Annotated in this window: 21 protein-coding genes; 11 read left to right on the forward strand and 10 right to left on the reverse strand. The window is 72.1% G+C overall.

All coding sequences use genetic code 11. The features are described from left to right. Positions 1-84: 84 nt before the first annotated feature. The 3 genes from ACTWPV_RS39995 (at position 85) to ACTWPV_RS40005 (ending at position 2,505) form a co-directional block, all read left to right on the forward strand. Entirely contained in the window at positions 85-801 is a 717-nt protein-coding gene (locus ACTWPV_RS39995; RefSeq protein WP_443155759.1) for a GntR family transcriptional regulator, read from the forward strand. Continuing rightward, positions 798-1,700 carry an ROK family protein gene (locus ACTWPV_RS40000; RefSeq protein ID WP_443155760.1) on the forward strand — a complete coding sequence of 301 codons (903 nt, stop codon included), beginning with the start codon at positions 798-800 and terminating at the stop codon, positions 1,698-1,700. Before ACTWPV_RS39995 ends, ACTWPV_RS40000 begins: the two co-directional genes overlap by 4 nt. A 118-nt stretch (positions 1,701-1,818) precedes the next feature. After that, complete coding sequence (locus tag ACTWPV_RS40005; protein WP_443155761.1) at positions 1,819-2,505, forward strand: N-acetylmannosamine-6-phosphate 2-epimerase; 687 nt, start codon at positions 1,819-1,821, stop codon at positions 2,503-2,505. A gap of 155 nt (positions 2,506-2,660) precedes the next feature. On the opposite strand, the gene ACTWPV_RS40010 is transcribed toward ACTWPV_RS40005, so the two are convergent. The 3 genes from ACTWPV_RS40010 to ACTWPV_RS40020 are packed head-to-tail and all read right to left on the reverse strand — an operon-like array spanning position 2,661 to position 5,550. Next, on the reverse strand, positions 2,661-4,172 hold the full coding sequence (locus tag ACTWPV_RS40010; RefSeq protein WP_443155762.1) for a CocE/NonD family hydrolase: 1,512 nt from the start codon (positions 4,170-4,172) through the stop codon (positions 2,661-2,663). A gap of 12 nt (positions 4,173-4,184) precedes the next feature. Beyond that, entirely contained in the window at positions 4,185-4,955 is a 771-nt protein-coding gene (locus tag ACTWPV_RS40015; RefSeq protein WP_443155763.1) for a hypothetical protein, read from the reverse strand. Beyond that, entirely contained in the window at positions 4,840-5,550 is a 711-nt protein-coding gene (locus tag ACTWPV_RS40020; protein ID WP_443155764.1) for an SLC13 family permease, read from the reverse strand. The genes ACTWPV_RS40015 and ACTWPV_RS40020 overlap by 116 nt, the downstream gene beginning before the upstream one ends. Positions 5,551-5,552: 2 nt before the next feature. Between ACTWPV_RS40020 and ACTWPV_RS40025 the strand changes: the two genes are divergently transcribed. Together ACTWPV_RS40025 and ACTWPV_RS40030 are read left to right on the forward strand one after the other, a co-directional pair. After that, on the forward strand, positions 5,553-6,755 hold the full coding sequence (locus ACTWPV_RS40025) for a CaiB/BaiF CoA transferase family protein (protein WP_443155765.1): 1,203 nt from the start codon (positions 5,553-5,555) through the stop codon (positions 6,753-6,755). Further along, positions 6,745-7,347 (forward strand): aldolase/citrate lyase family protein, encoded by a 603-nt coding sequence (locus ACTWPV_RS40030; RefSeq protein ID WP_443155766.1) that lies wholly within the window; start codon positions 6,745-6,747, stop codon positions 7,345-7,347. The genes ACTWPV_RS40025 and ACTWPV_RS40030 overlap by 11 nt, the downstream gene beginning before the upstream one ends. 43 nt (positions 7,348-7,390) lie before the next feature. On the opposite strand, the gene ACTWPV_RS40035 is transcribed toward ACTWPV_RS40030, so the two are convergent. Both ACTWPV_RS40035 and ACTWPV_RS40040 read right to left on the reverse strand, forming a co-directional pair. Further along, the gene (locus tag ACTWPV_RS40035) at positions 7,391-8,266 is read right to left on the reverse strand and encodes an alpha/beta hydrolase (protein ID WP_443155767.1); all 876 of its coding nucleotides are present in this window, start codon (positions 8,264-8,266) and stop codon (positions 7,391-7,393) included. A 46-nt stretch (positions 8,267-8,312) separates the two neighbouring features. Beyond that, positions 8,313-8,906, reverse strand: a complete 594-nt coding sequence (locus ACTWPV_RS40040; protein WP_443155768.1) for a GNAT family N-acetyltransferase — start codon at positions 8,904-8,906, stop codon at positions 8,313-8,315. A 130-nt stretch (positions 8,907-9,036) separates the two neighbouring features. On the opposite strand from ACTWPV_RS40040, the gene ACTWPV_RS40045 reads away from it, so the two are divergent. Continuing rightward, entirely contained in the window at positions 9,037-9,969 is a 933-nt protein-coding gene (locus ACTWPV_RS40045; protein ID WP_443155769.1) for a GntR family transcriptional regulator, read from the forward strand. A gap of 72 nt (positions 9,970-10,041) precedes the next feature. On the opposite strand, the gene ACTWPV_RS40050 is transcribed toward ACTWPV_RS40045, so the two are convergent. Beyond that, the gene (locus ACTWPV_RS40050) at positions 10,042-10,794 is read right to left on the reverse strand and encodes an SDR family oxidoreductase (protein ID WP_443155770.1); all 753 of its coding nucleotides are present in this window, start codon (positions 10,792-10,794) and stop codon (positions 10,042-10,044) included. Positions 10,795-10,924: 130 nt separating this feature from the next. Then, positions 10,925-11,722, reverse strand: coding sequence for a hypothetical protein (locus ACTWPV_RS40055; protein WP_443155771.1), 798 nt, complete (start codon positions 11,720-11,722; stop codon positions 10,925-10,927). Between the two features lie 175 nt (positions 11,723-11,897). Between ACTWPV_RS40055 and ACTWPV_RS40060 the strand changes: the two genes are divergently transcribed. The 4 genes from ACTWPV_RS40060 to ACTWPV_RS40075 all read left to right on the forward strand — a co-directional run bounded on the left by ACTWPV_RS40060 (position 11,898) and on the right by ACTWPV_RS40075 (position 17,572). Then, positions 11,898-13,553: a serine/threonine-protein kinase gene (locus ACTWPV_RS40060; RefSeq protein ID WP_443155772.1), complete on the forward strand. Its 1,656-nt coding sequence runs from the start codon at positions 11,898-11,900 to the stop codon at positions 13,551-13,553. A 7-nt stretch (positions 13,554-13,560) separates the two neighbouring features. Continuing rightward, entirely contained in the window at positions 13,561-15,162 is a 1,602-nt protein-coding gene (locus ACTWPV_RS40065) for a serine/threonine-protein kinase (RefSeq protein ID WP_443155773.1), read from the forward strand. Positions 15,163-15,165: 3 nt separating this feature from the next. Next, on the forward strand, positions 15,166-16,734 hold the full coding sequence (locus tag ACTWPV_RS40070) for a serine/threonine-protein kinase (RefSeq protein WP_443155774.1): 1,569 nt from the start codon (positions 15,166-15,168) through the stop codon (positions 16,732-16,734). Positions 16,735-16,825: 91 nt separating this feature from the next. Further along, positions 16,826-17,572 (forward strand): hypothetical protein, encoded by a 747-nt coding sequence (locus ACTWPV_RS40075; protein WP_347648776.1) that lies wholly within the window; start codon positions 16,826-16,828, stop codon positions 17,570-17,572. A gap of 30 nt (positions 17,573-17,602) precedes the next feature. Here ACTWPV_RS40075 and ACTWPV_RS40080 read toward each other — a convergent pair whose 3' ends face one another. Continuing rightward, on the reverse strand, positions 17,603-18,826 hold the full coding sequence (locus ACTWPV_RS40080) for a cytochrome P450 (RefSeq protein WP_443155862.1): 1,224 nt from the start codon (positions 18,824-18,826) through the stop codon (positions 17,603-17,605). A 148-nt stretch (positions 18,827-18,974) separates the two neighbouring features. Next, positions 18,975-19,805, reverse strand: a complete 831-nt coding sequence (locus tag ACTWPV_RS40085; RefSeq protein ID WP_443155775.1) for an alpha/beta hydrolase — start codon at positions 19,803-19,805, stop codon at positions 18,975-18,977. A 113-nt stretch (positions 19,806-19,918) separates the two neighbouring features. Between ACTWPV_RS40085 and ACTWPV_RS40090 the strand changes: the two genes are divergently transcribed. Next, a complete protein-coding gene (locus ACTWPV_RS40090; protein ID WP_443155776.1) occupies positions 19,919-21,151 on the forward strand; it encodes a phospholipase D-like domain-containing protein in 1,233 nt (410 codons plus the stop codon). A 22-nt stretch (positions 21,152-21,173) separates the two neighbouring features. Here ACTWPV_RS40090 and ACTWPV_RS40095 read toward each other — a convergent pair whose 3' ends face one another. Next, a complete protein-coding gene (locus tag ACTWPV_RS40095) occupies positions 21,174-23,525 on the reverse strand; it encodes a penicillin acylase family protein (RefSeq protein WP_443155777.1) in 2,352 nt (783 codons plus the stop codon). Positions 23,526-23,531 lie beyond the last annotated feature (6 nt).

Below are 23,531 nucleotides of genomic sequence, written 5' to 3' on the forward strand. Positions count from 1 at the left end.
ATACCGGAACGTTTGACACATCGCTCCCCCAGCGGCCAGGATTCCCTTCCAGTGGTACGGACCACTTCGAAGGGCGGCCAGGGGATGACGCAGGAGACCAAGTACGAAACGCTCCGGCGTGTCCTCACCGACCTCATCGAGGCGCGGATGGCGCCGCACGACCCGCTGCCGAGCGAGCGCGAGCTGATGCAGCAGTACAACGTCAGCCGCATGACGGTGCGCCAGGCCATCGAGGGCCTGGCTCGTGACGGCCGCGTCTACCGGGTCCAGGGGGCGGGCACGTTCGTCGCCGACTCCGGGAAGATCACGAAGTCGCTGACGTTCAGCTCGTTCAGCGAGGACATCAGGGCCAGGCGCATGAAGCCGGGCGGCCGGCTGCTCGTGCTGGAGAGCGAGCCCGCCGAGATCGACGTGGCCCGCGACCTGTTCCTCGAGCCGGGCACGCCGGTCGTGCACGTCACCCGGCTGCGCACCGCCGACGGCGAGCCGATGTGCCTGGAGAACGCCTGGGTCCCCGAGCACCTGGTGCCGGACCTCGTCGCACGGGGACACGTGGAGAGCCTGTACGCCGTGCTGGAGGCGGCGGGCGCCGCTCCCGAGCACGCCGACCAGACCATCTCGGCCACGGTCGTCAACCGTGAGCAGGCCGAACTGCTGGGCGTGCCCAACAACTTCCCGGCGCTGCGGGTCTCGCGGGTGACGCACGACGCGCGCGGCCGGGCGGTGGAGCGGGCCGTCAGCCTGTACCGCGCCGATCGTTACGACTACCGGCTGTCGATCGCGAGGGGGCGCGGGACGTGAGGCTGGGCATCGACATCGGGGGAACCAAGATCGCTGCCGGGCTGGTGACGCCGGAGGGGACGGTCCTCCGCCGGGCGTACGCTCCGACACCGGCCGCGCAGGGACCGGGGGCGGTCGTGCGGGCCGCGGCGCGACTGGCCCGCGAGCTGGGCCTGGACGGCGTCACCTGCGCCGGGGTGGGAACGGCGGGAGTCGTCGACCCGGCCGGCAGGAAGATCGCCGGAGCGACGGACGCGATCCGCGACTGGGCGGGCACGCCGCTGGCCCAGCTGCTGGAGACCGAGCTGGACCTGCCCGTGCTGGTGCGCAACGACGTGCACGCGTTCCTCGCCGGGGAGCTGGCGGGCTCCCCGCGGCGGGCGGCCCTGGCCGTCACCGTGGGCACCGGCATCGGCGGAGCCCTCGCCCTGGACGGCCGCGTCGTGACCGGCGTCCGCGGAGCCGCCGGCCACGTCGGGCACGTACCTGTCCCCGAGGCGGCGGGCCTGGCGTGCTCGTGCGGCGCCGAAGGCCACGTCGAGGCCGTCGCCAGCGGGCCCGCCATGACAGCCGCCCTGGACCGTGAGCGAGGTCGTGGCCTGCGCGCTGACCTGCGGCGGGTGGTGAGGGCGGCCGGGGAGGGCGACGCGGACGCGCTCGGCGTGCTGGCGCGCGGCGGACGTGCCCTGGGCAGGGCCCTGGCCGGCGTCGTGAACGTCTGGGACCCGGACGTGGTGATCCTCGGTGGCGGGGTGCTGGCCGCCGGAGAGCTCTACCTGGCCCCGCTGCGCGCCGCGCTGGCCGCCGGCGTCCTGCCCGTCCTGACCGACGTTCCCGTGGTCACCGCCCGTCTCGGGGACGACGCGGTACTGGTGGGCGCCGCCGCTGCCGCCGCGGAAGCAGAACGGGCACGCCGATGAGCCCGTGCCGGGGCAGTGCGCGTATGAGGCCCCTCCAGGACCGGCACGAGCGGACCCCGGACCCGGGACGCGACCGTACTGATCCGGCGGGCGCGCTCGCCGTGGCGAAAGGAAGAGCATGACCGACGGCGAGGTGTTCGGGCTCCTGCGCGGCGGCCTGGTGGTCTCCTGCCAGGCCTACGAGGGCGAGCCGCTGCACGGGCCGCAGTTCATGAGCGCGGTGGCGCGCTCCGCCGTCCTGGGCGGCGCGGCCGGCGTGCGGATCAACGGCCCGGCCGACGTCGAGGCCGTCCGCGCCGCCGTGTCCGTCCCGATGATCGGCCTGTGGAAGGACGGCGACGGTGACGTCTACATCACGCCCACGCTCCTGCACGCCCTGGCGGTGGCGCGGGCGGGAGCGGACATCGTGGCGGTCGACGCCACCTCCCGCCCCCGCCCCGACGGCCAGGGCCTGGCGGAGACGATCGCCGGCGTACACCAGGCGGGGGCGCTCGTCATGGCCGACGTCTCCACCGCCGAGGAGGGCCTGGCCGCCGCCGAGCTCGGCGCCGACTGCGTCTCGACGACCCTGTCGGGCTACGCGTCCGCCTCACCGCCTCCTGACGGGCCGGATCTGGAGCTGGTGGCCGTGCTGGCGGGCAGCCTGGACGTCCCGGTCTTCGCCGAGGGCAGGATCGGCACCCCCGGCCAGGCCGCCCGGGCGATCGAGCTGGGCGCGCACGCCGTCGTCATCGGCGGCGCGATCACCCGCCCCGCCGACATCACCCGGCGTTTCGCCCAGGGCCTGGAGAAGGCCCGCCCTTGACCTCCAGCCCGCTCCCCACCTCCTGGCCACCGGCCCGTGACCGCGATCGTGACGGGCCGATCGAGACGGGCCGGCGCCGGCCGCCGGCCGCCGGCCGCCCGCGCCGGTGTCGGTGTGGTGTGAGGAACCGCGGGCGGGCCGGCCGAGGGAACGGCTCACGTCCGCCGGTTCCAGGTGGTGAGCTCGATCGTGGTGCCGCCGCGGCCGACGCGCAGGTCGACCCGGCCCTCGGGAGCGTCGGAGTCGATCTCCGGGTAGTCGTCGCTGGACACGGTGACCCGCAGGCTGTGCCCGGCCGGGAGCCGGTAGTGCGTCGGCCAGGTGCGGATCTCCAGGTCGTACGTCTTGCCGGAGCGGACCGGCACCGCGCGATGGTGCCCGAAGCGGTGGCCGGCCTTGAGCCAGCCCTGGGTGATGCGGACGGCCGTGCCGTCGGGGGCGACGTCCTCGACCACGACCGCGATGTTGCCGTCGGTGGCGCTGAACGCGGCCCGGACCTTCGCCGTGACGTCACCGGCCAGGACGACGTCCGACGCGTACGGCTCCGTCTGGAACGCCAGGCGCTCGTCCGGGGTGCCGGCGGCCGGGTCGGTGTTGACGGTGAAGCCGCGGGTCGCCGGCGCGCCGGGACGGGTGCTCAGCGTGCCGCCGTCGCCGAGGCTCAGCCGTTCCCGGCGGGCGCCGCGCGGGGGCCAGGTGGTGAAGCTCTGCCAGCCGGTGCCGCTCGCCGCGGTCCCCGAGATCTCGTGGGACGTGACCTTGCCGGCGGGCATGGGAACGTCCCGGCGTCCGGCGAGCCAGCGGTCCCACCAGGCGAGGTACGCGCCCCTGCCGATGTCGGCGGGCTGCCCGGCGGGCCAGCCGTGCTCCCAGGGGCCGGCGACCAGCCAGACGTTGCGGGGACGGGCCCGGAAGTTCTCCACCATGGCCGCGCGGTACCTGTCGAACCAGCCGGCGATCTGCAGCACCGGGACGTCGAGGTCCTTCCAGCGGGCCTTGACGCTGCGTTCGCGCCAGAAGTCGTCGTAGAGCGGGTGCCGGGCGTAGGTCGTCAGCGTCTCGGGGGCCGTCTCGCGCTGCCAGCCGCGGATCCTGGCGGAGTAGATGCCGCCGCGGTAGATGGTGTTCTCGTACCAGTCGCTGATGCCGTTCACGGGGATGATCGCGGCCAGGTGGGGCGGTTTGTTCACCGCGGCGAGAAGGGTGGAGTGGCCGCCGTAACTGAGCCCCATCTGCCCGACCTTGCCGGTGGACCAGGGCTGCACGGCCAGCCACTCGATGAGGTCGTAGTTGTCGCGTTGCTCCTGCCCGCTGAACGGGTCGAGGTGGCCGGGCGAGTCGCCGGAGCCGCGGGCGTTGCAGACGGCGGCGGTGTAGCCACGGGTGACGTAGTACGCGGCCGCCTCGCCGAGGTTCACGAGATCGTCGTAGGCGGTGTAGTCGTACACGATCACCGGGAAGCGGCCGCCGGCGTCGGGCCGGTGCAGGTCGCAGGCCAGGCGGCTGCCGTCGCGCATGGGGACCTGGACGCGTTCCGTACGCACCTCGTACGCGGCGGGCCTGTCGTAGGAGAAGAAGGGGTCGGCCTGGGCGGCGGCGGGTGCGTGCACGGCGAGCGGGACGGTCAACGCGGTGGACAGGGCGGCGAGGATCCGGCCGTACGTCATGAAGGGAGCTCCTCAGATCGAGATGGCGCCGGTCAGGAGTGCGACGACGGTCATGACGGCGGTGGTGGCGAACGCCCAGCCGAAGATGAAGCGCTGGTGCTGGCCGAGTTGCACGCCGCTCATGCCGACGAGGATGAACGTGGCCGCGGTGAGCGGGCTGAGGGGGAAACCGGTGGTCATCTGGCCGAGGATGGCGGCCCTGGCGATCTCGGCCGGCTCGATGCCGAAGCCGCCGGCGGTCTGCGCCAGCACGGGCAGCACGCCGAAGTAGTAGGCGTCGGGGGTGAAGACGAGGCTGAGCGGCATGCTGGTGATCGCCACGAGCAGCGGCAGGTGGCCGCCGAAGGAGTCGGGGACGATCCCGACGAACGCGGTGGCCATCTGGTCGATCATCTTGGTCCCGGTCAGGATGCCGGTGAAGACGCCGGCCGCGAAGATCATGGTGGTGACCAGGACGACGCTCCTGGCGTGCTTGTCGAGCAGGGCCTGCTGCTTCTCCCAGGTGGGGAGGTTGACGACGGCGGCGATCGCGAAGCCGACGACGAACAGCACCGGCAGCGGCATCACCTGCAGGACCAGCGCGACCAGCAGCACGACGGTGAGCACGAGGTTGAACGCAGTCAGGGCCGCGCCGCCGCGCTCGGTGGCGAGCCGCGTGCCGGGCCCGTCACCGCGTACCGGCCCGGACCCTGCCTGGACCTCTGCCTGAATCTTGGGCTCGGCGGGCAGGCCCACGGTGCCCAGGCGGCGGCGTTCCCGCAGCCCGATCAGGTACGCCGCCACCAGCCCAGACGATGCCCGCGGCCATGGCGGGCAGCACGGGGGCGAACACCTCGGAGCTGTCCAGCTTCAACACCGCCATCGCGCGAGCGGTCGGGCCGCCCCACGGGACCATGTTCATCACGCCGGCGCCCAGGCAGACGACACCGGTCAGCACGAGGGGGCTCATGTTGAGCCGCTTGTAGACGGGCAGCAGGGCCGAGACGGTGATGAGGAACGTGGAGGCCCCGTCGCCGTCGAGGGCCACGCACATGGTGAGGACGGCGGTGCCGACGGCGATGCGCAGCGGATCGTCCTTGGCCAGGCGCAGGATGCCCCGGATCAGCGGATCGAACAGGCCGGTGTCGATCATCAGGCTGAAGTACAGGACGGCGAAAGCGATCATGATTCCGGTGGGCGCGACCTTGCCCAGCCCTTCGAGGATCATCGGGCCCATGCCCGCGGCGAAGCCGCCCACGAGCGCCGTGACCACGGGGACCAGCACGAGCGCGGTCAGGACCGAGACGCGTCTGGTCATGGTCAACACCAGGAACAGGCCGATGGTGAGGAAGCCAAGGATCGCGATCAAATTTCCGTTGACCAGGACGAAGGAGTTCATGCGTGGCCTCTGAACAGCGCGGGCAGTTGCGCGGCCTGAAGGTGGTGGAGTTCGCCCACGTCGTCGCCGGGCCGCTGGCCGGGTCCATGCTCGCCGACCAGGGCGCGGACGTCGTCCACGTCGAACCGCCCGGCACCGGCGACGCCGCCCGCGCGATGGGGCCGGCGCGTGACGGCGTGCCACTGTGGTTCAAGGTCGCCGGCCGCAACAAGCGCTCCGTCACCCTGGACCTGCACGACCCCGGCGGCCGCCAGGTCGCCCACCGGCTGGTGGCCTGGGCCGACGTCGTCATCGTCACGCTGCGCGCGTCGCGGCTGCGCGCCTGGGAGCTCGACTGGGAGGCCGTGCACCGGATCAACCCCCGGGCCGTCCTGCTGCAGATCTCCGGGTTCGGCGCGACCTCGTCACAGGCCGACGCCCCCGGCTTCGGCAAGGTCGGCGAGGCCCGCAGCGGCGTGGTGCACCTGACCGGCTTCCCCGACGGGCCGCCCGTGCACACGGGGTTCTCCCACGGGGACGCGGTGACGGGGCTGATGGGTGCGTACGCCGTGCTCGCCGCCCTGCACCGCCGGGCGAACGATCCGTCGTTCGACGGCGAGTGGATCGACCTCGCCCTCTTCGAGCCGCTGTTCCGGCTCGTCGAGTGGCAGGTCATCACCCACGACCAGCTGGGCGTCGTCCCCGGCAGGTCCGGCAACCAGCTGGCCGTCGCGCCCGCCGCCGTCATCAACACCTACCTCTCGGCCGACGCCGAATGGATCACCGTCACCTCCGCCACCCTGCGCTCGGTCCTGAACGTCGTCCGCCTCGTGGGCCTGCCCGAGGAGGCGTACGCCACCACCGAGCAGCAGCTCGCCGGGCGCGTACGCCTGGACGCCGTCCTACGCGACTGGGTGGCGGCGCGGACCACCGAGGAGTGCCTGCGCGCGTTCGCCGAGGCCGAGGTGGTCGCGTCGCCCGTCCTCACCGCCGAGGACATCGTCTCCGACCCCGTCTACGCCGAACGCGGCGACATCGTCACCGTCGACGACCCCGACCTCGGGCCCGTGCGCATGCAGGCCGCCCTGCCGCACTTCCACCAGGCGCCCGGCGGCGTCTGGCGCACCGGGCCCGCCCTCGGCGAGGACAACGCCCTCGTCTACCGCGACTGGCTCGGGCTCGACGCCGGGGAGCTGGCGAAGCTGGAGGAGCGCGGTGTCATCTGACCGGCCGCGGCTGCGCTCCCTGCTGTTCGTCCCCGGCACCAGGACCGGCTGGCTGGCCAAGGCCGAGTCGGCGGGGGCCGACGCGGCCATCCTCGACCTCGAGGACGCCGTCCCGCCGGCCGGGAAGGCCGCCGCCCGCGCCGATGTGGCCGAGGCCGTCGCGAACACGACCGGCGACATGGCTCTCCTCGTCCGGATCAACTCGCTCGACGGCTGGGCGGGCGCCGAGGACCTGCGCGCCGTCACCCGCGCCGTCGAGGACCGCATGGCCGCGCTGGAACGGACCGGCGCCCGCCTGTTCGTCGAGCGCCTGCGCCTGGAGTGGCGTCCGGCAACGCCGATCCCCGAGCCGGGCGGGCGCCTGAGGTTCCGGCAGGTCTGCGACACCGAGGAGATCCTCTCCCTGATGACCCGGGTCCTCGAGGGCACGCTCGACGCGCACAGCAGGGACGACCTGACGCCGAAGGCACCCGGGTCCTCGCCGCGCAGGGTGTCCCGCGCATCCGGGCGGCCACCGACCTCGGCAACGTCCCCATGGCGAACGCCTTCCGGCGCGCCGGATACGTCGACTTCGAACGCTCGATCATCATGACCTGGCCGTGAGCCGGGCATCCAGGGGAGCTCCCCCACCCGGGTCAGCGGCTGAGGAGCCCGGCGAAGATCTCCACCAGTTCGGGCCGGTCGAACGGGCCGACATGGGGTGCGGCGACGCTGCGCACGTCGGTCGGATTGTCCGGAGTGAGCCGGTCGGCCTCCTCGATGAACCGGTCCTGCAGCGCCGGCGGAATCAGCCGGTCGAGGGTGAGCCGCACATAGGTCCGGGGAATCCGGCCCCAGGTGTGCGCTTCGCCCCGCGCCTCAGCCAGGGGGATGCTCGCGCTCTCGTCCGGCTCCAGCATGTTGAGCAGCCGGCTCACCCCCTCGTCGGTGAAGTCGCCGGCCAGGGCCTCCTTGACGCCCTGGAACACCGCCGGCTCGGCCGAACGCCAGTTGAGCCGGCTCACTCCCAGGACCGCCGGATCGGCGACCATCGCCGCGGTCACCCGGGAGAGCAGGCTGTCACCGTTCTCCGGCGTCTCGAGGTAGGCGGTCAGGTTCGGCAGGTCCACGCAGCAGTACGCCGCGACGTAGACGACCCGCTCGAGCAGGTCGGGGATGGCGTTGCCGACTCTGCTCACCGTGACGCCTCCCTGGCTCATGCCGGCGAGGATCACGGGCCCATGCTCGCGGGCGCGGCGCACCACGTCCACGACGTGCTCGACGTAGTCGTCGATGGTGATCTTCGTGAGGGGCGACGGTTCGGTCGCCAGCGCTTCGAGGTCCTGCGGCGCCTGGTACGAACGGGGGTAGAACGCCTGGCGGCCGTGTCCCGGCAGGTCGACGGCCACGCAGCGGTGGCCGCGCAGGGTGAGCTCGCTGACCAGTCCCGAGGCGAGGGCCGACGAGGAGTTGGTGCCGTGGATCAACACCAGGGTGGGCGGTCGGCGGTCGGCGTCGTGGGTGGTGGTCATGGACGTGATCTCCTTCTGTCTCTGTGTCGGGCGGCGGGGACGGTGGTCAGCGGCTCGGCGGGCGCCACATCGGCCACAGGAGCGGGCTGTCCGCCACCTGTACGGGCCCGCCGAGGTCCTCGAACCCGTGCCGCTGATAGAGGGCGCGGCTGCGGGGCGAACTCGCCTCCAGGTAGGCGGGCAGGCCGTCGGCGTCCGCTCGTTCCAGCCGGTGGCGCAGCATCGCCGAGCCGAGCCCGGCGCCCTGCCGCCCGCTGATCACCCCCATGAACGGGAGATAGAGGTGCGGTTCGTGTCGGGGGTGCCGTGGGGCCAGCGCCTGGCCCAGAGCCAGCAACCGGGCGCCGCTCTCGCTGAGGACTCCGTTACTGTCCGGCTCGTCGGGGCTCTCCTCGTGGGACGTCAGCGTCTGCCACACCGAGGCGCCCTCGGAACGGCCGGCCAGGTACGCCTCGGCGGCGGGGTGGGTGAGCAGCGGGCGGTGGAAGTGCGCCCTGAGGTGACCTCCCCGGCCCGCGCCGGGGAAGAGCCAGCGGGCGAGGGCATCTTCCATGAACGCCTCGGTCAGGACCTCCAGCACCTTGTGCTGGTCCGCCTCACCTGCCAGCCGCACGGATGCGTACGGTGTATCGACTGTCATGCGTACATCGTATGGACGTGGCGCCACGCTGTGCATGTACAGCGAAAACGAGCAACAGAAAGTGCACTGGTACACGAGAAGGTGACCTAGTACACTGGACGGGCGATGCCGCGTCAGATCCGGAGGTCACATGCCGTCGCGGAAAGAAGCGCCCTACCGGCGGATCGTCGCGGAGCTCCGCGCCCGGATCGAGGCCGGCGACCTGCGGCCAGGCGATCGTGTGCCCTCCATCCGGCAGATCGCCCAGCGCTGGGGCGTCGCGGTCGCGACCGCGACCAGGGTGATGGCCGCGCTCCGCGACGAGGGGCTGGTCGAAACGAAGGTCGGCGCCGGCACGGTGGTCAGCGCCCGCGCGGACCGGCTGAGTCCCGCCGCCCCGAGACGGCGGCAGGACGCCACCCCCAAACCGGCACTCGACCGGAAGCAGGTGCTCCGCACCGCCATCGCGATCGCCGACGTCGAAGGGCTCGACGCGGTGTCCATGAGGCGGCTCGCTGCCGAGCTCGACGTCGGCCCGATGTCGCTCTACCGCCACGTGGCCGGCAAGCACGAACTCGTGACGCAGATGGCCGACGAGGCCTTCGGCGAACCAGAGCTGCCCGTCCCGGGGCCGGACGGGTGGCGGGCCAAGCTCGAACTGGTCGCCCGCCTGCAGTGGGAGTTGTGCCGGCGGCACCTCTGGCTGCCCAGCGCCGTCTCGTTCATCCGCCCGTTGCTCGTGCCCGCTATGCTGGCGCACACCGAGTGGACCCTGCGCGCGCTCGACGGGCTCGGGCTGACGATGGCGGCACGGATGCGCGAGGCGCTCACGCTGCACGCGCTGGTCATCCCCGTCGCCCAGTCCATGGCGGCCGAGGTCGAAGCCGAGCAGGAGACCGGCGTGACCCTCGACCAGTGGCGGCTGTCCCAGCGGAAGCGGACGGGCGAGCTCCTCGGCAGCGGGCGATTCCCGCTGCTGGCCACGGCTCAGGAGGACGTGGTGTCGGACCTGGACGGGTTGTTCGAGTACAGCCTTGCCCGCCATCTCGACGGTTTCGCAGCCCTGGTGGCGGATCAGCCCTGACCCCGGAAGGGGTCGCTCATGCACCGCCCGGCGTCCGGCACGCGAGCCGCTCCCGGCAGGTGGCGCCGCCGCTCATGCACCGCCCGGCGTGCGGCGCGCGAGCCACTCCCGGTAGGTGGTCTTCGCGATGGCGGCGCCGTCCTTGGCCACGAGGGCGTCGCCCGAGGCTGCCGCGTACATGCCGGCGCGGTCGTCGGTGACGACGGCGCGGTGGTCGCCACGGGCGGCGAGGGTGATCCTGCCCAGCTCGTCGAGCGCGAAGACCTCCGGGCCCGCGATGTCCCGGGTGCCCCGCACCGGCGCGCCCGCGCTGACGCCGGCCACGGCCTCGGCGACGTCATCCGCGGCGATGGGCTGCAGGCGGGTGGCGGGCAGGCGGACGGTGTGCTCGTCGGAGGTCCAGGACATCACCGTGCCGATGAACTCGAAGAACTGCGTGGCTCGCACGATCGAGTACGGTACGGGCCCGGCCTTGAGCATCTCCTCCTGCAGCACCTTCGCGCGGTAGTAGACCAGGCCGGGCACCAGGTCGGCGCCCACGATGGACAGGATGACCGCGTGAGCGGCGCCTGCCGCCCCGGCGGCGGTCAGCAGGTTGCCCATGGTCGTACGGAAGAAGGCGGGTGAGGTCTGGTCGAAGGCCGGCGGCTTCGTGAGGTTGACGACGACGTCGGCGCCCGTCAGCGCCTCGGGCAGGCCCTTGCCGCTGAGCAGGTCCACACCGGTGGACCTCGCGTGCGGCACCGCTTCGTGCCCGCGCGCGACAAGGATCTCGACCAGCCGGGACCCGATGAGACCGGTCCCGCCGATGACGGCGATCTTCATGGTATGGCCCTCCTGGCTCGCGAACATGGCGGCCCCCGGCGCTCGTACACGAAGGGGCCCCTTCACCGTCCGGACCGGATGACCATGCGTTTCGTGACAGGCCCTCCCCAGGGCGAGCACGCGGGGCGCCTCAGCCCATGAGGTTCTTGAGGGTCTCCCTGGCGATCTCCTCCACTCCCTGCAGCAGTTCTTCCTCGGGGACGGGCCGGCTGTCCTTGTTCGGAAGGATCTCGCGGCCCTTGTTGTCGGAGCCGTGGAAACGGATGTCGATGGTGGCGTTGCCTCGGACGACGAGAATCCAGGCCATCGCCCTCCGCCTGTCGGTGTGCTCGTTGTAGATCGCGTACGCCCCGTCGCCAAGATCGCTGATTTCCTTGATCTCCCCATACTTCGCGTTGTACGGGGCGTCTTTGGTCTGGCCCGAATCGTCACGCATCGAGCGCCACGAGAAGTCGGCGTCGTCCCGGGCGGAGTCGTTGTCCGGGAAGACGTTGACCTTGACGGTGAAGGAGCGGGACTCGTTGTAGCCGCCCTTCATGTTGTAGCCCTTCTGGTTCCACGCGCAGTCCTTCCGCTTCGCGCCGTAACCGTCCTTGGCCACACCCGGCTCGGACTCGCTCTTGGGCGCCAGCCGCGAGGTCAGGCTCGCGGGGAGCAGGTCGCACACCTCGGGCACGTCCTGCAGCGGCGGGAAGGTGGAGGTCACGGTGGAGGAGGGCGAGGCCTGCGCCGTGTCCTGCGGGGACGCGGTGGGCGGGCTCGCGGTGGGGCCGAGGGTCGGTTCCGCGGTGGGCGGGGTGGCCGGAGCGCCGACCTTGCCTCCGGGGTCGGGAGGCATCGCCACGGGAGGCTGCGTGCCCACGTTCCGCACGGCGATGAGCCCGCCGCCGAGCACCGCGACCGTCGCGGCGGCGGCCATGATGCCCATCGCCCACCCTGGTGGCTTCGAGGTCGACGGCTGCCCGCTGCCCTGGTCCGGCCAGTAGGACGCAGGTGGCACAGGTGGTGCTGTGGTCATCATCGCTCCCGGTGCTCGGACGCATGCGATTGATTGCGGCGTGAAATATAGCGAATTGAAACCTGCCCTCAATACTGTTGGCCGCGTGCCGGGTAACGGGGAAGGAAAAATCGCGGGCCGCTACCGAGTGTTGCAGACACTCGGCCAGGGCGGCATGGGCACGGTATGGCTCGCCCACGACGAGCTCCTCGACCGCCACGTCGCGGTCAAGGCCCTGCTGCTGCCGGAGTCGCTCACCGCGGCCGAACGCGAGGAGGCGCTGCAGCGCGCGACACGTGAGGCGATGGCCGCCGCCCAGCTACGGCACCCGAACATCATCACGGTCCACGACGTCCTCACCCACAACGGCCTGCCCACGATCGTCATGGAGATGCTCAAGGGCCGCGATCTGAAGGACGCCGTAGCCGCGGAAGGCCCGTGGCCGCCGGAACGCGCGGCGGCGCTCGGGCTGCGGGTGCTCGACGCGCTGTCGGCCGCGCACGCCCACGGCATCCAGCACCGCGACGTCAAACCGGCCAACGTGTTCCTGACCGACGACGGACGGGTGGTCCTCACCGACTTCGGCATCGCCCGGCTGGAGGACCAGGCCACGATCACCGAGTCGGGCCTGCTCGTCGGCTCCCCCGGCTACATCGCCCCCGAGCGGCTGCGCGGCGAGCGCGGCGGCCCGGCCTCCGACCTGTGGTCCCTGGGCGCCACGCTCTACTCCGCGGTCGAGGGCCAGGCTCCCTACACCGGCACCTCGCCCATGGCGGTGCTGCGGGACGCGCTGACCCGGCCGCCCCGGCCGCCCGAGCGCGCCGGACGGCTCGGCCCGGTGCTCATGCACCTGCTGGCGCGCGAGCCGTACCAGCGCCCCGACGCGCGGCTGGCAGCCCACCTGCTGCGGCAGGTGGCGGAAGGCGGGCAGGGCGCCGCCCCGCCGTCAGGGTCCACGACCTTACCCCTGTCCGGGTCCCCGTCCGGGCCTCCATCCGGACCCCTGACCGTGCCGCGCCAGGGCGGCAGGCGCGGGCCGGTCCTCGTCGGCGCCGGCCTGGTCGCGGCCGTGGCGGCCGTGGCGGCCACCGTCGTGCTCCTGCCGCGATCGGCGCCGACCACCACACAGCCCGCCCCGCAGCCCACCCTGCAGCCCACCGTGACCGCCGGCACGCCTGCCGCTACCTCCGCCCCCGTTCAGACGCCTGCTGCGACACCCTCCGCCACGGCGACGGCCGCGAGGTTCGGCGCGCCCGTCGACGTGTGCGCCCTCATGACGCCCACCCAGGTGCGCACGCTGGTCCCGAAGGCCTCACCCGAGGGCACGAGCGAGGACGAAGGCTGCGCGTGGACGGCGCGCGGCAACGGCGTCACCGTGATCCCGGTGGAGCCGGTCGCGCTGGAGAGCGCGTGGGGACGCAGCGTGGACGAGGCATCGGAGAAGTTCGTCAACAAGCTCAACAGCGCCGAGTCCGGCGCGAAGATCAGATGGAACTGGCCTGACATCGGCCTGGAGAAGACCCTCCTTCAGGAGAGCAAGGCGTACACGGAGGTCAACGGCATCGGCGACGAGGCCTTCAGTTACGAGCTGGTCAACACCAAGGGCCAGGTGGAACGGCACGACGTGATCTTCCGTATGAGCAACGTCGTGATGCAGATCGGATACGTCGACGTGAAAAAGATCGGCGACAACGAGGCCATGCGCAAGGGCGCGCGTGACGCCGCCCGATGGGTCGCGGCGGCGCTAGGACGCCAGGGGTGATGATGCGGTGAACCAGCCACGACTCGTGGGCGGGCGCTACCAGTTGATCGCGCAGATCGGCAGGGGCGGGATGGGCGTCGTATGGCACGCCCACGACACGGTGATCGGGCGCGAGGTGGCGATCAAGCAGGTGCACCTGCCCGCGAACCTCTCGCCGGACGATCACGCGCGGCTGCGCGAGCGCACCCTGCACGAGGCGCGCGTCGCGGTCCAGGTCAGGCATCCCGCCGTGGTCGCGATCCACGACGTGGTCGTGGAGGGGGCCGAGCCGTGGATCGTCATGGAGCTCGTCAAGGGCCGCTCCCTCGATGAGGTCGTGAAGTCGGGCGGGCCGCTGTCACCGCAGTGGGCCGCCTCGATCGGGCTGTTCGTGCTGTCCGCGCTGGCCGCCGCGCACACGCGCGGGCTGCTGCACCGCGACGTCAAGCCGGGCAACGTGCTGCTCGCCGACGACGGCCGCATCCTGCTGTCCGACTTCGGCATCGCCACCAGGGCCGGCGGGCAGCAGGGCGGCGCGCCCATGGGGACACCCGGGTACACCGCTCCCGAGGCGCTCACGGAGGAGCCCGGCCGGCCCGCCGGGCCCGCCGCCGACCTCTGGTCGCTCGGGGCGACGATCTACACCGCCGTCGAAGGCGTGCCGCCGTTCGCCCGTCCTACCGCCATGGCCACGCACGGCGCGGTGATGACCGAGCCGCCCAGGCCACCCCAGCGGGCGGGCGCGCTGGGGCCCGTGCTCATGCGGCTGCTGGAGAAGGAGCCCGCCCGGCGCCAGGACACGGTGGCGTTGCGGGCGGCCCTGCAGCCCCTCACCGGCGGCACCGCCGCCACCATGCCCGCGGGCTCGCACCAGGCGTCCTGGGTGCTGCCCAGACTCCCGGTGTACGGGTCCGCCGCGGCCGTGCTCGCCGTCTTCGTGACGGCGGTCGCGCTCATCCTGACCACCACCCCGCCCGCCACCTCGACCACCCTGGCGAGCACCGCGGCCCCCACCACACCGCCCACCGCGCCCACCACCGCGCCCACCACTGCGACAGGCCCGACGACGACCGCGCCCACGGGCACGCCCGCGCCGACCGCCACGGGCACACCCGTCGCGCGCACGCCCGGCAAGTTCACCGCCATCCCCCGGCCCTGCCAGCTGCTCACCAGGGACCAGGCCACCGAGGTCGTGGGCAAATACCTGACCAGCAGTGTGGAGCCCACCGTCAAATGCACGTGGGCCAGGTCGCGCGACGACAAGAGCCTCTCGCTCAACCTCACGCTCTTCCTGTATCCGCAGCAGGGCGACGGTTACGAGACCAAGCTGGCCGAGGAACACGTGCAGGGCGCCAGGGCCAAGGCCGAGTCGGAGGCCGGACGCGGCGGCAGCGGCGGCGAGCAGGGCGAGGTCTTCGAGATCACCGGCGCGGGCGACGGGGCCGTCGGCTGGGAGAAGAGCGAGACCACGTTCAGCACCAAGAAGTCCTCGGTCTACTCGGTGTTCAGGACCAGCAACATCGTGGGCGAGATCCGCTTCACCCGCAACGTCGAGAAGGAGCCGGGGTTGCGCGAGAAGACCGAGAAGGCGATCAAGCACCTCGTCCAGAACCTCGACGCCAAGGCCTGACCGATGCACGTGATCGCCGGTCGATACCAGCTGCTCGCTCCCCTGGGCGCGGGCGGCGCGGGCACTGTGTGGCGGGCCCGCGACACGGTGCTGGGCCGCGAGGTCGCGGTCAAGGAGGTGCGCCTGCCCGCCGACCCGGCCAGGAGGGACAGAGCGCTTGCGGACACGCTGCGCGAGGCCCGCGCGGCGGCGTCGCTGAACCATCCGGCGATCATCACCGTGCACGACGTCCTCGCCGAGCAGGGACAGCCGTGGATCGTCATGGACCTGCTCCCGGGCCGGTCCCTGGCCGATCTCCTGCGGGAGAGCGGCAGGCTGCCGCCCGGCCAGGTCGCGTCCGTCGGCCTGCGGGTGCTCGACGCGCTGGAGGCGGCGCACCGGCGCGGGATCCTGCACCGGGACGTGAAGCCGGGCAACGTGATGCTGACCGACTCCGGCGAGGCCGTCCTCACCGACTTCGGCATCGCCGCGCACATCGACGACACCCCGAGCGCGACCGCGGCGGCCGGGCGGCCGGGGGCGGCCGGCTCGCCGGGGTACGTCGCGCCGGAACGCCTGCGCGGCGAGCCCGCTGGGCCGGCCTCCGATCTCTGGTCGCTGGCCGCTACCCTGTACACGGCAGTGGAGGGGCGCAGCCCTTTCCACCGCGACTCCCCCATGGCGATCGTCGCGGCGGTGCTCACCCAGCCCCCGCCGCCCCCGGTCGACGCGGGACCGTTCGGCGGGCTGCTGGCGGCGATGCTGGACAAGAACCCGGCCGCGCGCCCCCACCCGCAGCAGGTCAGAGCGGCACTCCAGCCGATCGCCGCTCCCCTGCCGGCGCGCCGCTCGGCGATGACGGCGACCACGATGCCCGTCCCCTCCAGGAAGAGCAGGCTCCCCGTCGTGCTCGGTGGCCTGGCCGCCGCCACCGCCGTCACCATCACGGCGGTGGTCCTGGTCAACGCGTCCGCCACCACCGGCCCTCCGAGGAACACGCCGGTCGCCCAGGTCCCGCCCTCCTCGCACCCGCCGGTCTCCACCCCGCGACCGCCGGCTTCCGCCCCGGCGACCACGCCCGCCCCTGCGCCGAAGGGTGACGGCCGCTTCGCCGCAGCGCCCGAGGCCTGCCGGCTGGTGAGCGACCAGGAGGCCGAGAAGATCATGCCCGGGATGCGCAGGCGTGCGGGCGGCCTCGACACCACCAAGTGCGACTGGGCGGTCGGCATGTTGAAGGACGTCGTCAACATCCACATCACGCACTCGCCGCAGGTGGCGACGGCAAAGAAGATCCTGACCAGTAGGAAGCGGGCGCAGGCCTCCAAGAAGGGCAGCGCGCAGGGCAGCACCTACCAGGCCGTGCGCGAGCTCGAAGGCCTCGGGGACGGGGCCTTCGCCCAGAACTGGTGGTCGACCCTGTTCCCGCAGGCCCACAGCATCGTGTGGGTACGCGTCAGCAACCTCGTCGTCGAGATCGACTCGACCGCCGCTGACAGTGCTGAGCTGAAACCCGAGCAGCAGGACCGAGCGGTCAAGGTGGCCCGCGCGATCGTGGACGCGCTCGGGGATGTCCCGTCGACGGAGACCGGCTGATGCGCGCGGCGTTCACCCAGAAGTCCCCGAGAGGAGGAGTGGCGTTCCCCCGGGCTCCGCGGACGACCGGAGCCCCGCGCCACGGAACGACATGAACGAGGTACCCACCCCGCCCCGCTCCCCCCGGCCCGGCGGAGTCCGGGTGACGCCCGGCCTCCTCAGCGGGGCCATGGCGGTGCTCGTGCTGATGGTGTTCACGGTCGCCTTCCTGCTGACGAGGCAGGAGCCGCCGCCCGCGCCGCCGGGTGAGCCCGTCTCCGCGCGGACGAAGCCCTCGTCCGCGCCGCCCAGCACGCAGCCCCCGCCCAGCACGCAACCCCCGACGAGCGAGCCGCCCCCGACCGGTGAGGCGAAGTTCTCCGGCGACGTCGACCCGTGCGAGCTCCTCAGCGAGGAGCTGCTGACCAAGCTGGTGGTCTTCCCCAAGCAGCAGAAGATCTACAAGGAGGAGTGCGAGTGGACGACCCTGCCCTCGTACGGGGCGGGGCTTCCCACCAACATGACCTTCAGGCTGAAGGTGTACACCAAGGTGTTCCCCGACGGGGTGACGCAGGCGCACGAGCAGTTCGTCGCCCGCCGGCACGAGGCGTCGCTCATCCCCCAGGGCTACACCAAGGCCGAGCCGGCGGTCGGGGACGACTCCTATGTCACCGCGTACACGCTGGAGGGCAGCGACAGGGGACCCACGAAGGCGGTCGTGGGGGTCCGGGTGAGCAACGCGGTGGTGGAGGTCGAGTACGACCGCTCCGTCACCGAGGACGCCGAGGGCAGGCTGACCGCGGGCGCGCTGGAGACGGCCCGCGCGGTCGCGGAGAAGCTCGGCGGCGGCGGGGGGTGAGAGGGCCCGGGGCGGCGCCCCGGGCCGTTTTCAGGACCAGGTGACCGGCAGCGCATGCACGCCGAAGATGAGCATCTCGTTGCGGACCGGCACCTGGTCGGCCGGGACCGCGAGGCGCAGATCCGGCAGGCGGGAGATCAGCTCGCCCAGCCCTATGCGCATCTCGACCCGGGCCAGCTGCTGGCCCAGGCACTGGTGGATCCCATGGCCGAAGGCCAGGTGCGGGGCACGCGAGCGGTGCACGTCGAGCGCGTCGGGATCGGACCAGTGCCGCGGGTCACGGTTGACCTCGGGCGTGGCGATCACGACGGTCGCGCCGGCCGGGATCTCGGCGCCGCCCAGCGTCACCGGCTCCGTGGTGACCCGGCTGACCCCTAGCTGGATGATCGACAGGAACCGCAGCAGTTCCTCCACCGTGTTGTCGATCAGGCCGGGATCGGCACGCAGCGCCGCGAGCTGCGCGGGATGCTCCAGCAGCGCGAACATGCCCAGACCCAGCATGTTCGCCGTGGTCTCGTGGCCCGCGTTGAGCAGGATGAGTGCGACGTCGACCAGTTGCGCGTCCGTCAGGGGGGGGTCGGCGTCGTGGACGAGCCCGGACAGCAGGTCATCGGCGGGGTTCGCGCGCTTGCCCGCCACCAGCTGCTGCATGAACGCGTAGAGCTCGGCGCGCGCGACGTCCCGCTCCTCCGGGGTCGCGTTCGCGTTCAGCCCGATCGACGTACGCTTCTGGAACAGCTCGCGGTCGGCGTAGTCCACGCCCAGCAACTCGCAGATGACCAGCGACGGCAGCGGCAGCGCGAACGCCGGCACCAGATCGGCCCGCGTGCCCGCCGCCTTCATCGCCTCGATGTGCTCGACCGCGATCTCCGTAACCCGCGACTCCAGCTCCCGCATCCGCCGCACCGTGAACTGGCCCGTCAGCAGCCGGCGCAACCGGGTGTGCTCCGGCGGGTCCATGAAGACGAAGAGCCCGTCCTGCCGCTCCGCCACCTCCGGTTTCCGCGGCTGCGCCTCCATCTCGGACACCTCGTGCGGCTGCAGCGACGTCGCGTCGCGGTGGCGCACCTTGTCGGCGCTGAAACGCGCGTCCGACAGCACCATACGGGCCTCCTCGAACCCCGTCACCAGCCACGCCCGTGCGCCGTTCAGCAGGTCCAGCGGCCGGACCGCGCTCTCGCCCCGCAGGCCCGGCGGCGGATCGAACGGGCAACGCCCTCGCTCCACCAGGTCCGCCGGCAGGATCCGCCGCATCTCCGTAGGGTTCACGCTCGGAGACTCCTCGGTCAAGCTGTCTTCGGCCATCAGCACGTCCTTGCTCTCGGTCGAGGTCACCAGAAGACCCTACAAAGATGCACGGCACGCATCAATGCTCGTCGTGCAAGAAAACGCGATGTCGGGGTCAGTCCCCCTTCACGGAGCAGATCGCCGATCCGATCACGGCTGTGACCTTCTCCGGATGCGAGATCAGGGTGAGGTGCGAGCCGCCCGCGAACTTGGTGATCTTCGAGCGGGCCCGCTGCGCCATGGAGAGCTGCGACTCGGGCGTGATGATCCGGTCGCCGGTGCTGACGAAATACCAGGACGGGATCCTCTTCCACGCCGCCGCCCGCGACGGGGTCTGGAAGGCGCTGGTCGAGGCGGCCCGCTGCGTCGCCCACAGGCGAACGGCGGTGTCCTTCGGCAGGTCCGAGGCGAACGAGCCGACGAAGACGTCCCGCCTGAGGTACAGGTCCTTCGCGCCCTCGGGCGCGTTCGCGTACGACGCCGTGTCGTAAAGCTCGGCCGGGTCGCCGTTGAGCACGGAGCCCGGACCGCTGAGCTGGGCGGTGGTCTCCCCCGTGTCCGGCATCGCCGCGTCGACGTACACCAGGGCCTTGACGTTCGGGGCGTTCGCGGCGGCGTTCGTGATGACTGAACCCCCGTAGGAGTGCCCCACCAGGACGACGGGCCCGGAGACGGTCCTGAGGAAGTCCGCGACGGTGGCGGCGTCGCCGTCGAGGCCCCGCAGCGGGTTGGCGATGGCGCGCGCCGGGTAACCGGCCCGGCGCAGGGCGTCCACCTCTCCGTTCCAGCTGGAGGTGTCGGCCCACGCTCCGTGGACCAGGACGACCGTCGGTTTCGTGGAGCCCGATGACGCGCAGGGCACCGGGGCGCTCGCGTGGCCCGCGGCCGGGTGCGCCGCGGTTGTCAGCGTGGCCAGGAGCACGATCGTCTTCACGGCGCGGCTCATCTTCTCTCCCTCAGTCGCACGCTGACCAGGGACGTCTCCTACCGCGAGAGCCGCACGCCTAACGGGGAGGAGACCTAAAGCGAACGTATATCGTGCCGGGCTAAGGTCTCGCCATGCTCTCGCGTGACATCATGGCCGCGGCCATCGCCCTGCCCCTTCTGTGGCCCGGCACGGCCGGTGCGCAGACCGCACGCCAGGCGCCGCTCGGAGCCGTGTTCAACAATCCCGGCACGGCGGACGCAAGCAAGATCGTCGATCAGTTGATCACGCTGATCGGCGGCGCGGCGGCGGGCTCGGACATCAGGATGACGGCGTTCGAGTTCACCGACTCCGACGTGCTCGCCGCCCTCAAGGCCGCGCACGCCAGGGGTGTCAACGTCAAGGTCCTGGCCGACGGCGGCGCCAAGGACAGCGACCAGTTCAAGGAGCTCGCCACGGCGCTGGGCGGCGACACGAGCCGGCCGTCGTGGGCGAGCCACTGCCGGCACGACGGCAACTCCTCGACCGCGTGCATCGGCGACGTCCCCGGCGACGACGGGTCGAAGATGCACAACAAGTTCTACCTGTTCTCCAGCACCCTCGGCAGCTCCGACGTCGTGATGCAGTCGAGCGCCAACCTCAAGAAGGGCGGCTCGGGGACAGGGCAGTGGAACAGCTCCTACACCCTCTCCGACAAGGCCGTCTACGACGCCTACCTGGCGTATTTCGACGACCTGGTGGAGATGGAGCTGATCCCCGACTACTACGAGACGCACCCGCCGGTCGAGACGCCGGCCATGAAGCTCTATTACGCGCCCCGCGAGGACGGCGACACGATGTACAACATCCTCGGCCACGTCACGTGCAAGGGCAACACGGAGGGCGGCACGACCGGGGACCACCGTACGATCATCCGGGTCTCCACCTGGCACATCGCGCGGACGGCCGTGGCCAGGCGGCTGTGGGAGCTGGACCAGCAGGGCTGCTACGTCGACATCGTCTACCGGCACGCCGGCAAGGCCGCCCTCGAAGCGCTGCTGAAGCCGCCGAACGGCTATCACGGCCCGGAGATCCGCACGTTCGCGGACGCCCCGGGAACGCACCAGAAGGACCTGCTGATCGACGGCACGTACAACGGCGAGATCAACCAGAAGGTGGTCTTCACCGGCAGCATGAACCTCAATCCCTCCTCGCTGCGCGAGAACGACGAGACCATGCTCCGCATCACGGACCCGGAGGTCCATCGGGCCTTCAAGTACAACTTCTGGGGTGTCCGGGAGGCCGCCGACGTCGACGTCCAGACCAGCAAGAAGCGGGCGGCGCGTTTGCCCGCCACGGTCGAGTCCCCCGGCGAACGAGCGGAGTGAGCGCCGCGCCGCCCGCGCCCGACTAGCGCAGCGACGTCGTCACCAGCTGCGGGCTCGCCTGGATCTCGGCCTCGGTGAACCGTTCGGTCACCCACTGCCCGCGCGAGAACAGCTCGGTCTGGTCGGCGTGGTGCGGCGAGGCCGCGTTGGCCGACAACGAGTACGTCAGCACGGTGCGGGTGCGCGGCCCCTCCGGGGTCAGTTCCACGGCCATCATGAAGCTGGAGCCGGTGTTGACCTCCGGGTAGCGGCCGTCCTCGCCGAGCGAGCCGCCGGTACGGATCCGGTCGAAGCAGCCCTCCCCCTCGGTGCACCCCGGCACCGCGACGGCGCCGTACCGCTGGGCCTGCCCCGGCGTGAGCGTCAGCGGGACGTCGTTGGCCGTGAAGAACTGCACGGCGTCGGCCAGCGCGGTCCGCACCACCGGGACGGTGATGTCGAGCCCGCGCGGCGTGGTGAGCGGGTGCTCGGCGTCGAACGGCACCTTCCACCAGCTCCTCGGCGGAGCGATCGACCCGTCGGGCCGTCTCTGCGGGCCGTTGAGACCCATGAAGAACTCCCGCCACAGGATCGCCCCCCGGCTGCCGAGGCGGGCGCGCCCGTCCCATGCCGCCAGCGTGGCGCAGGCCCGGCGGACGTCGACCTTCTCGCCGTCGCTCGCCGTCATCACGGGCTCGGCCCGGCACAGCGCGCGCAGATCGCGGCGGAGCAGTTCGGCGCTCAGGTTGCGCTTGCCGGTGGCCGCCTTCTGGAGGGTCTCCAGGGTGAAGCCGGGCGCGCCGAGCCCGTCGTCGCCCGACAGCCGCTGCGCGATCATGTCGAGGCCGACCCGGGTCCGCAGGTCCCGCATCGTACGGACGTTGCCGTAGATGTGCGGATAGTCCGTGAGCGGGGCCTCGGGGTTGGTCAGCCAGGGGCTGGCGTTGGCGTTCGCCACGTAGTCGGCTCGGACCAGCCGGGGCTGGGCGGCCGGGCCGAAGATGCCCGGCTCGATCGCGTCCGCGTCCTCGCCCCACAGGCAGTCCGACCTGGAGCCGTCCAGGATGAGCGGCTCGGGGTCGTCCTCGGCGCGGCAGCGCTCCGCCTGCTCGTCGGTGACGTGCGGGACGACCGAGGCGTCGGCGAAGTACGCCTGGCCGCCGACGTCCGTGGCGAGCGTGTAGACGAAGGGCATGCCCTGGTACGTCTCCTGCGCGCGCCGCAGGGCGGCCACGTCGGGCGCGGCGCCCATGGCCAGCCACTCGTCGGCGAACCGCAGGTTGACGGCGTTGGCGTCGGCCAGGGCGATCGCCGTCTCCTCCGTCCAGTCGTTCGCGAGCACCGGCCCGTACCTGGAGGTGAACAGGGTGGTGGTGACGGGCCTGACCGCGCCCTGGGCGTCCCGGACGGTGACCGTGACCTCCTGCCTGCCCATCGGCTCCGGCCTGCCGTCCACCAGGTACGTGGTGCGCTGCCCCGGCGCCAGCTCGAGCTGGTAGAGGGTGAAGCGCTGGGCGTGGGAGACGGTGTGCGTCCAGGCCATGCTCGCGTTGTGGCCGATCTGGACCATGGGGGTGCCGTAGAGGCTGCCGCCCGCCACGTCGAGCAGGCCCGGGATGGTCAGGTGGACCTGGTAGAAGCGGCGGCTGCCGTTCCACGGGAAGTGGGGGTCGGCCAGCAGCATGCCGTGGCCACCACGGGTGGCCTCGCGCCCGAGGGCGTAGGCGTTGCTGGCGGGGGCGGTCACCCTCTTCGACGGACGCTCTCCTCGCGACTGCCCGGAGGCGGCGATGGCCTCCTTGAACTGGGAGCTGCCGCCCAGGCGGCCGAGGTCGAGCAGGTTCATCCAGACGTCCGTGGCCGTGATGGGGCCGACCCACGTCTTGCCCCGGCAGGCCGGGTCGGGCAGCCTGGCCACGCCCGTGTCGCTCAGGTAGCGGTTGAACCCGGCGACGTAGCCGTCCACGAGCGCGCGCAGCGCGGCGCTGGGGCCGTGGGGCGCCGGGCGGGCGAGCACCCGGCGCAGCGCGCCCGACGCCACGACGCTCTTGTAGTACACGTCGCTGGCCAGGTTGGAGATCGGGTCGGTGACGTCGTCGGACATCGCGTCCGCGCCGAAGTGGCGCGACCGCTCGCCGCGCAGGGTGAGCGCCCACGAGGCCATGACGCACAGGTTGTCCTGCGCGAACGCGTAGCCGTAGCCGTAGCCGAGGCCGCCGTGGTCCTTCGCGGAGATGTGCGGGATGCCGTACTCGGTGCGCCTGATGTCGGCGGCGTAGCGGCCTTCGGCGGCTCGCGCCGGGGGGACGCCGCTCCCCGGCGCCGCGACGAGGAGGGCGCCGGCCGCTGCCGCTACGAGCGCTGCGGAAGTCCGCCGGAGGAGGGTCATGGTCATCGGCAG

Source organism: Nonomuraea sp. KM88 (assembly GCF_052245635.1).
In the GTDB taxonomy this organism is placed as follows: Bacteria; Actinomycetota; Actinomycetes; order Streptosporangiales; family Streptosporangiaceae; genus Nonomuraea.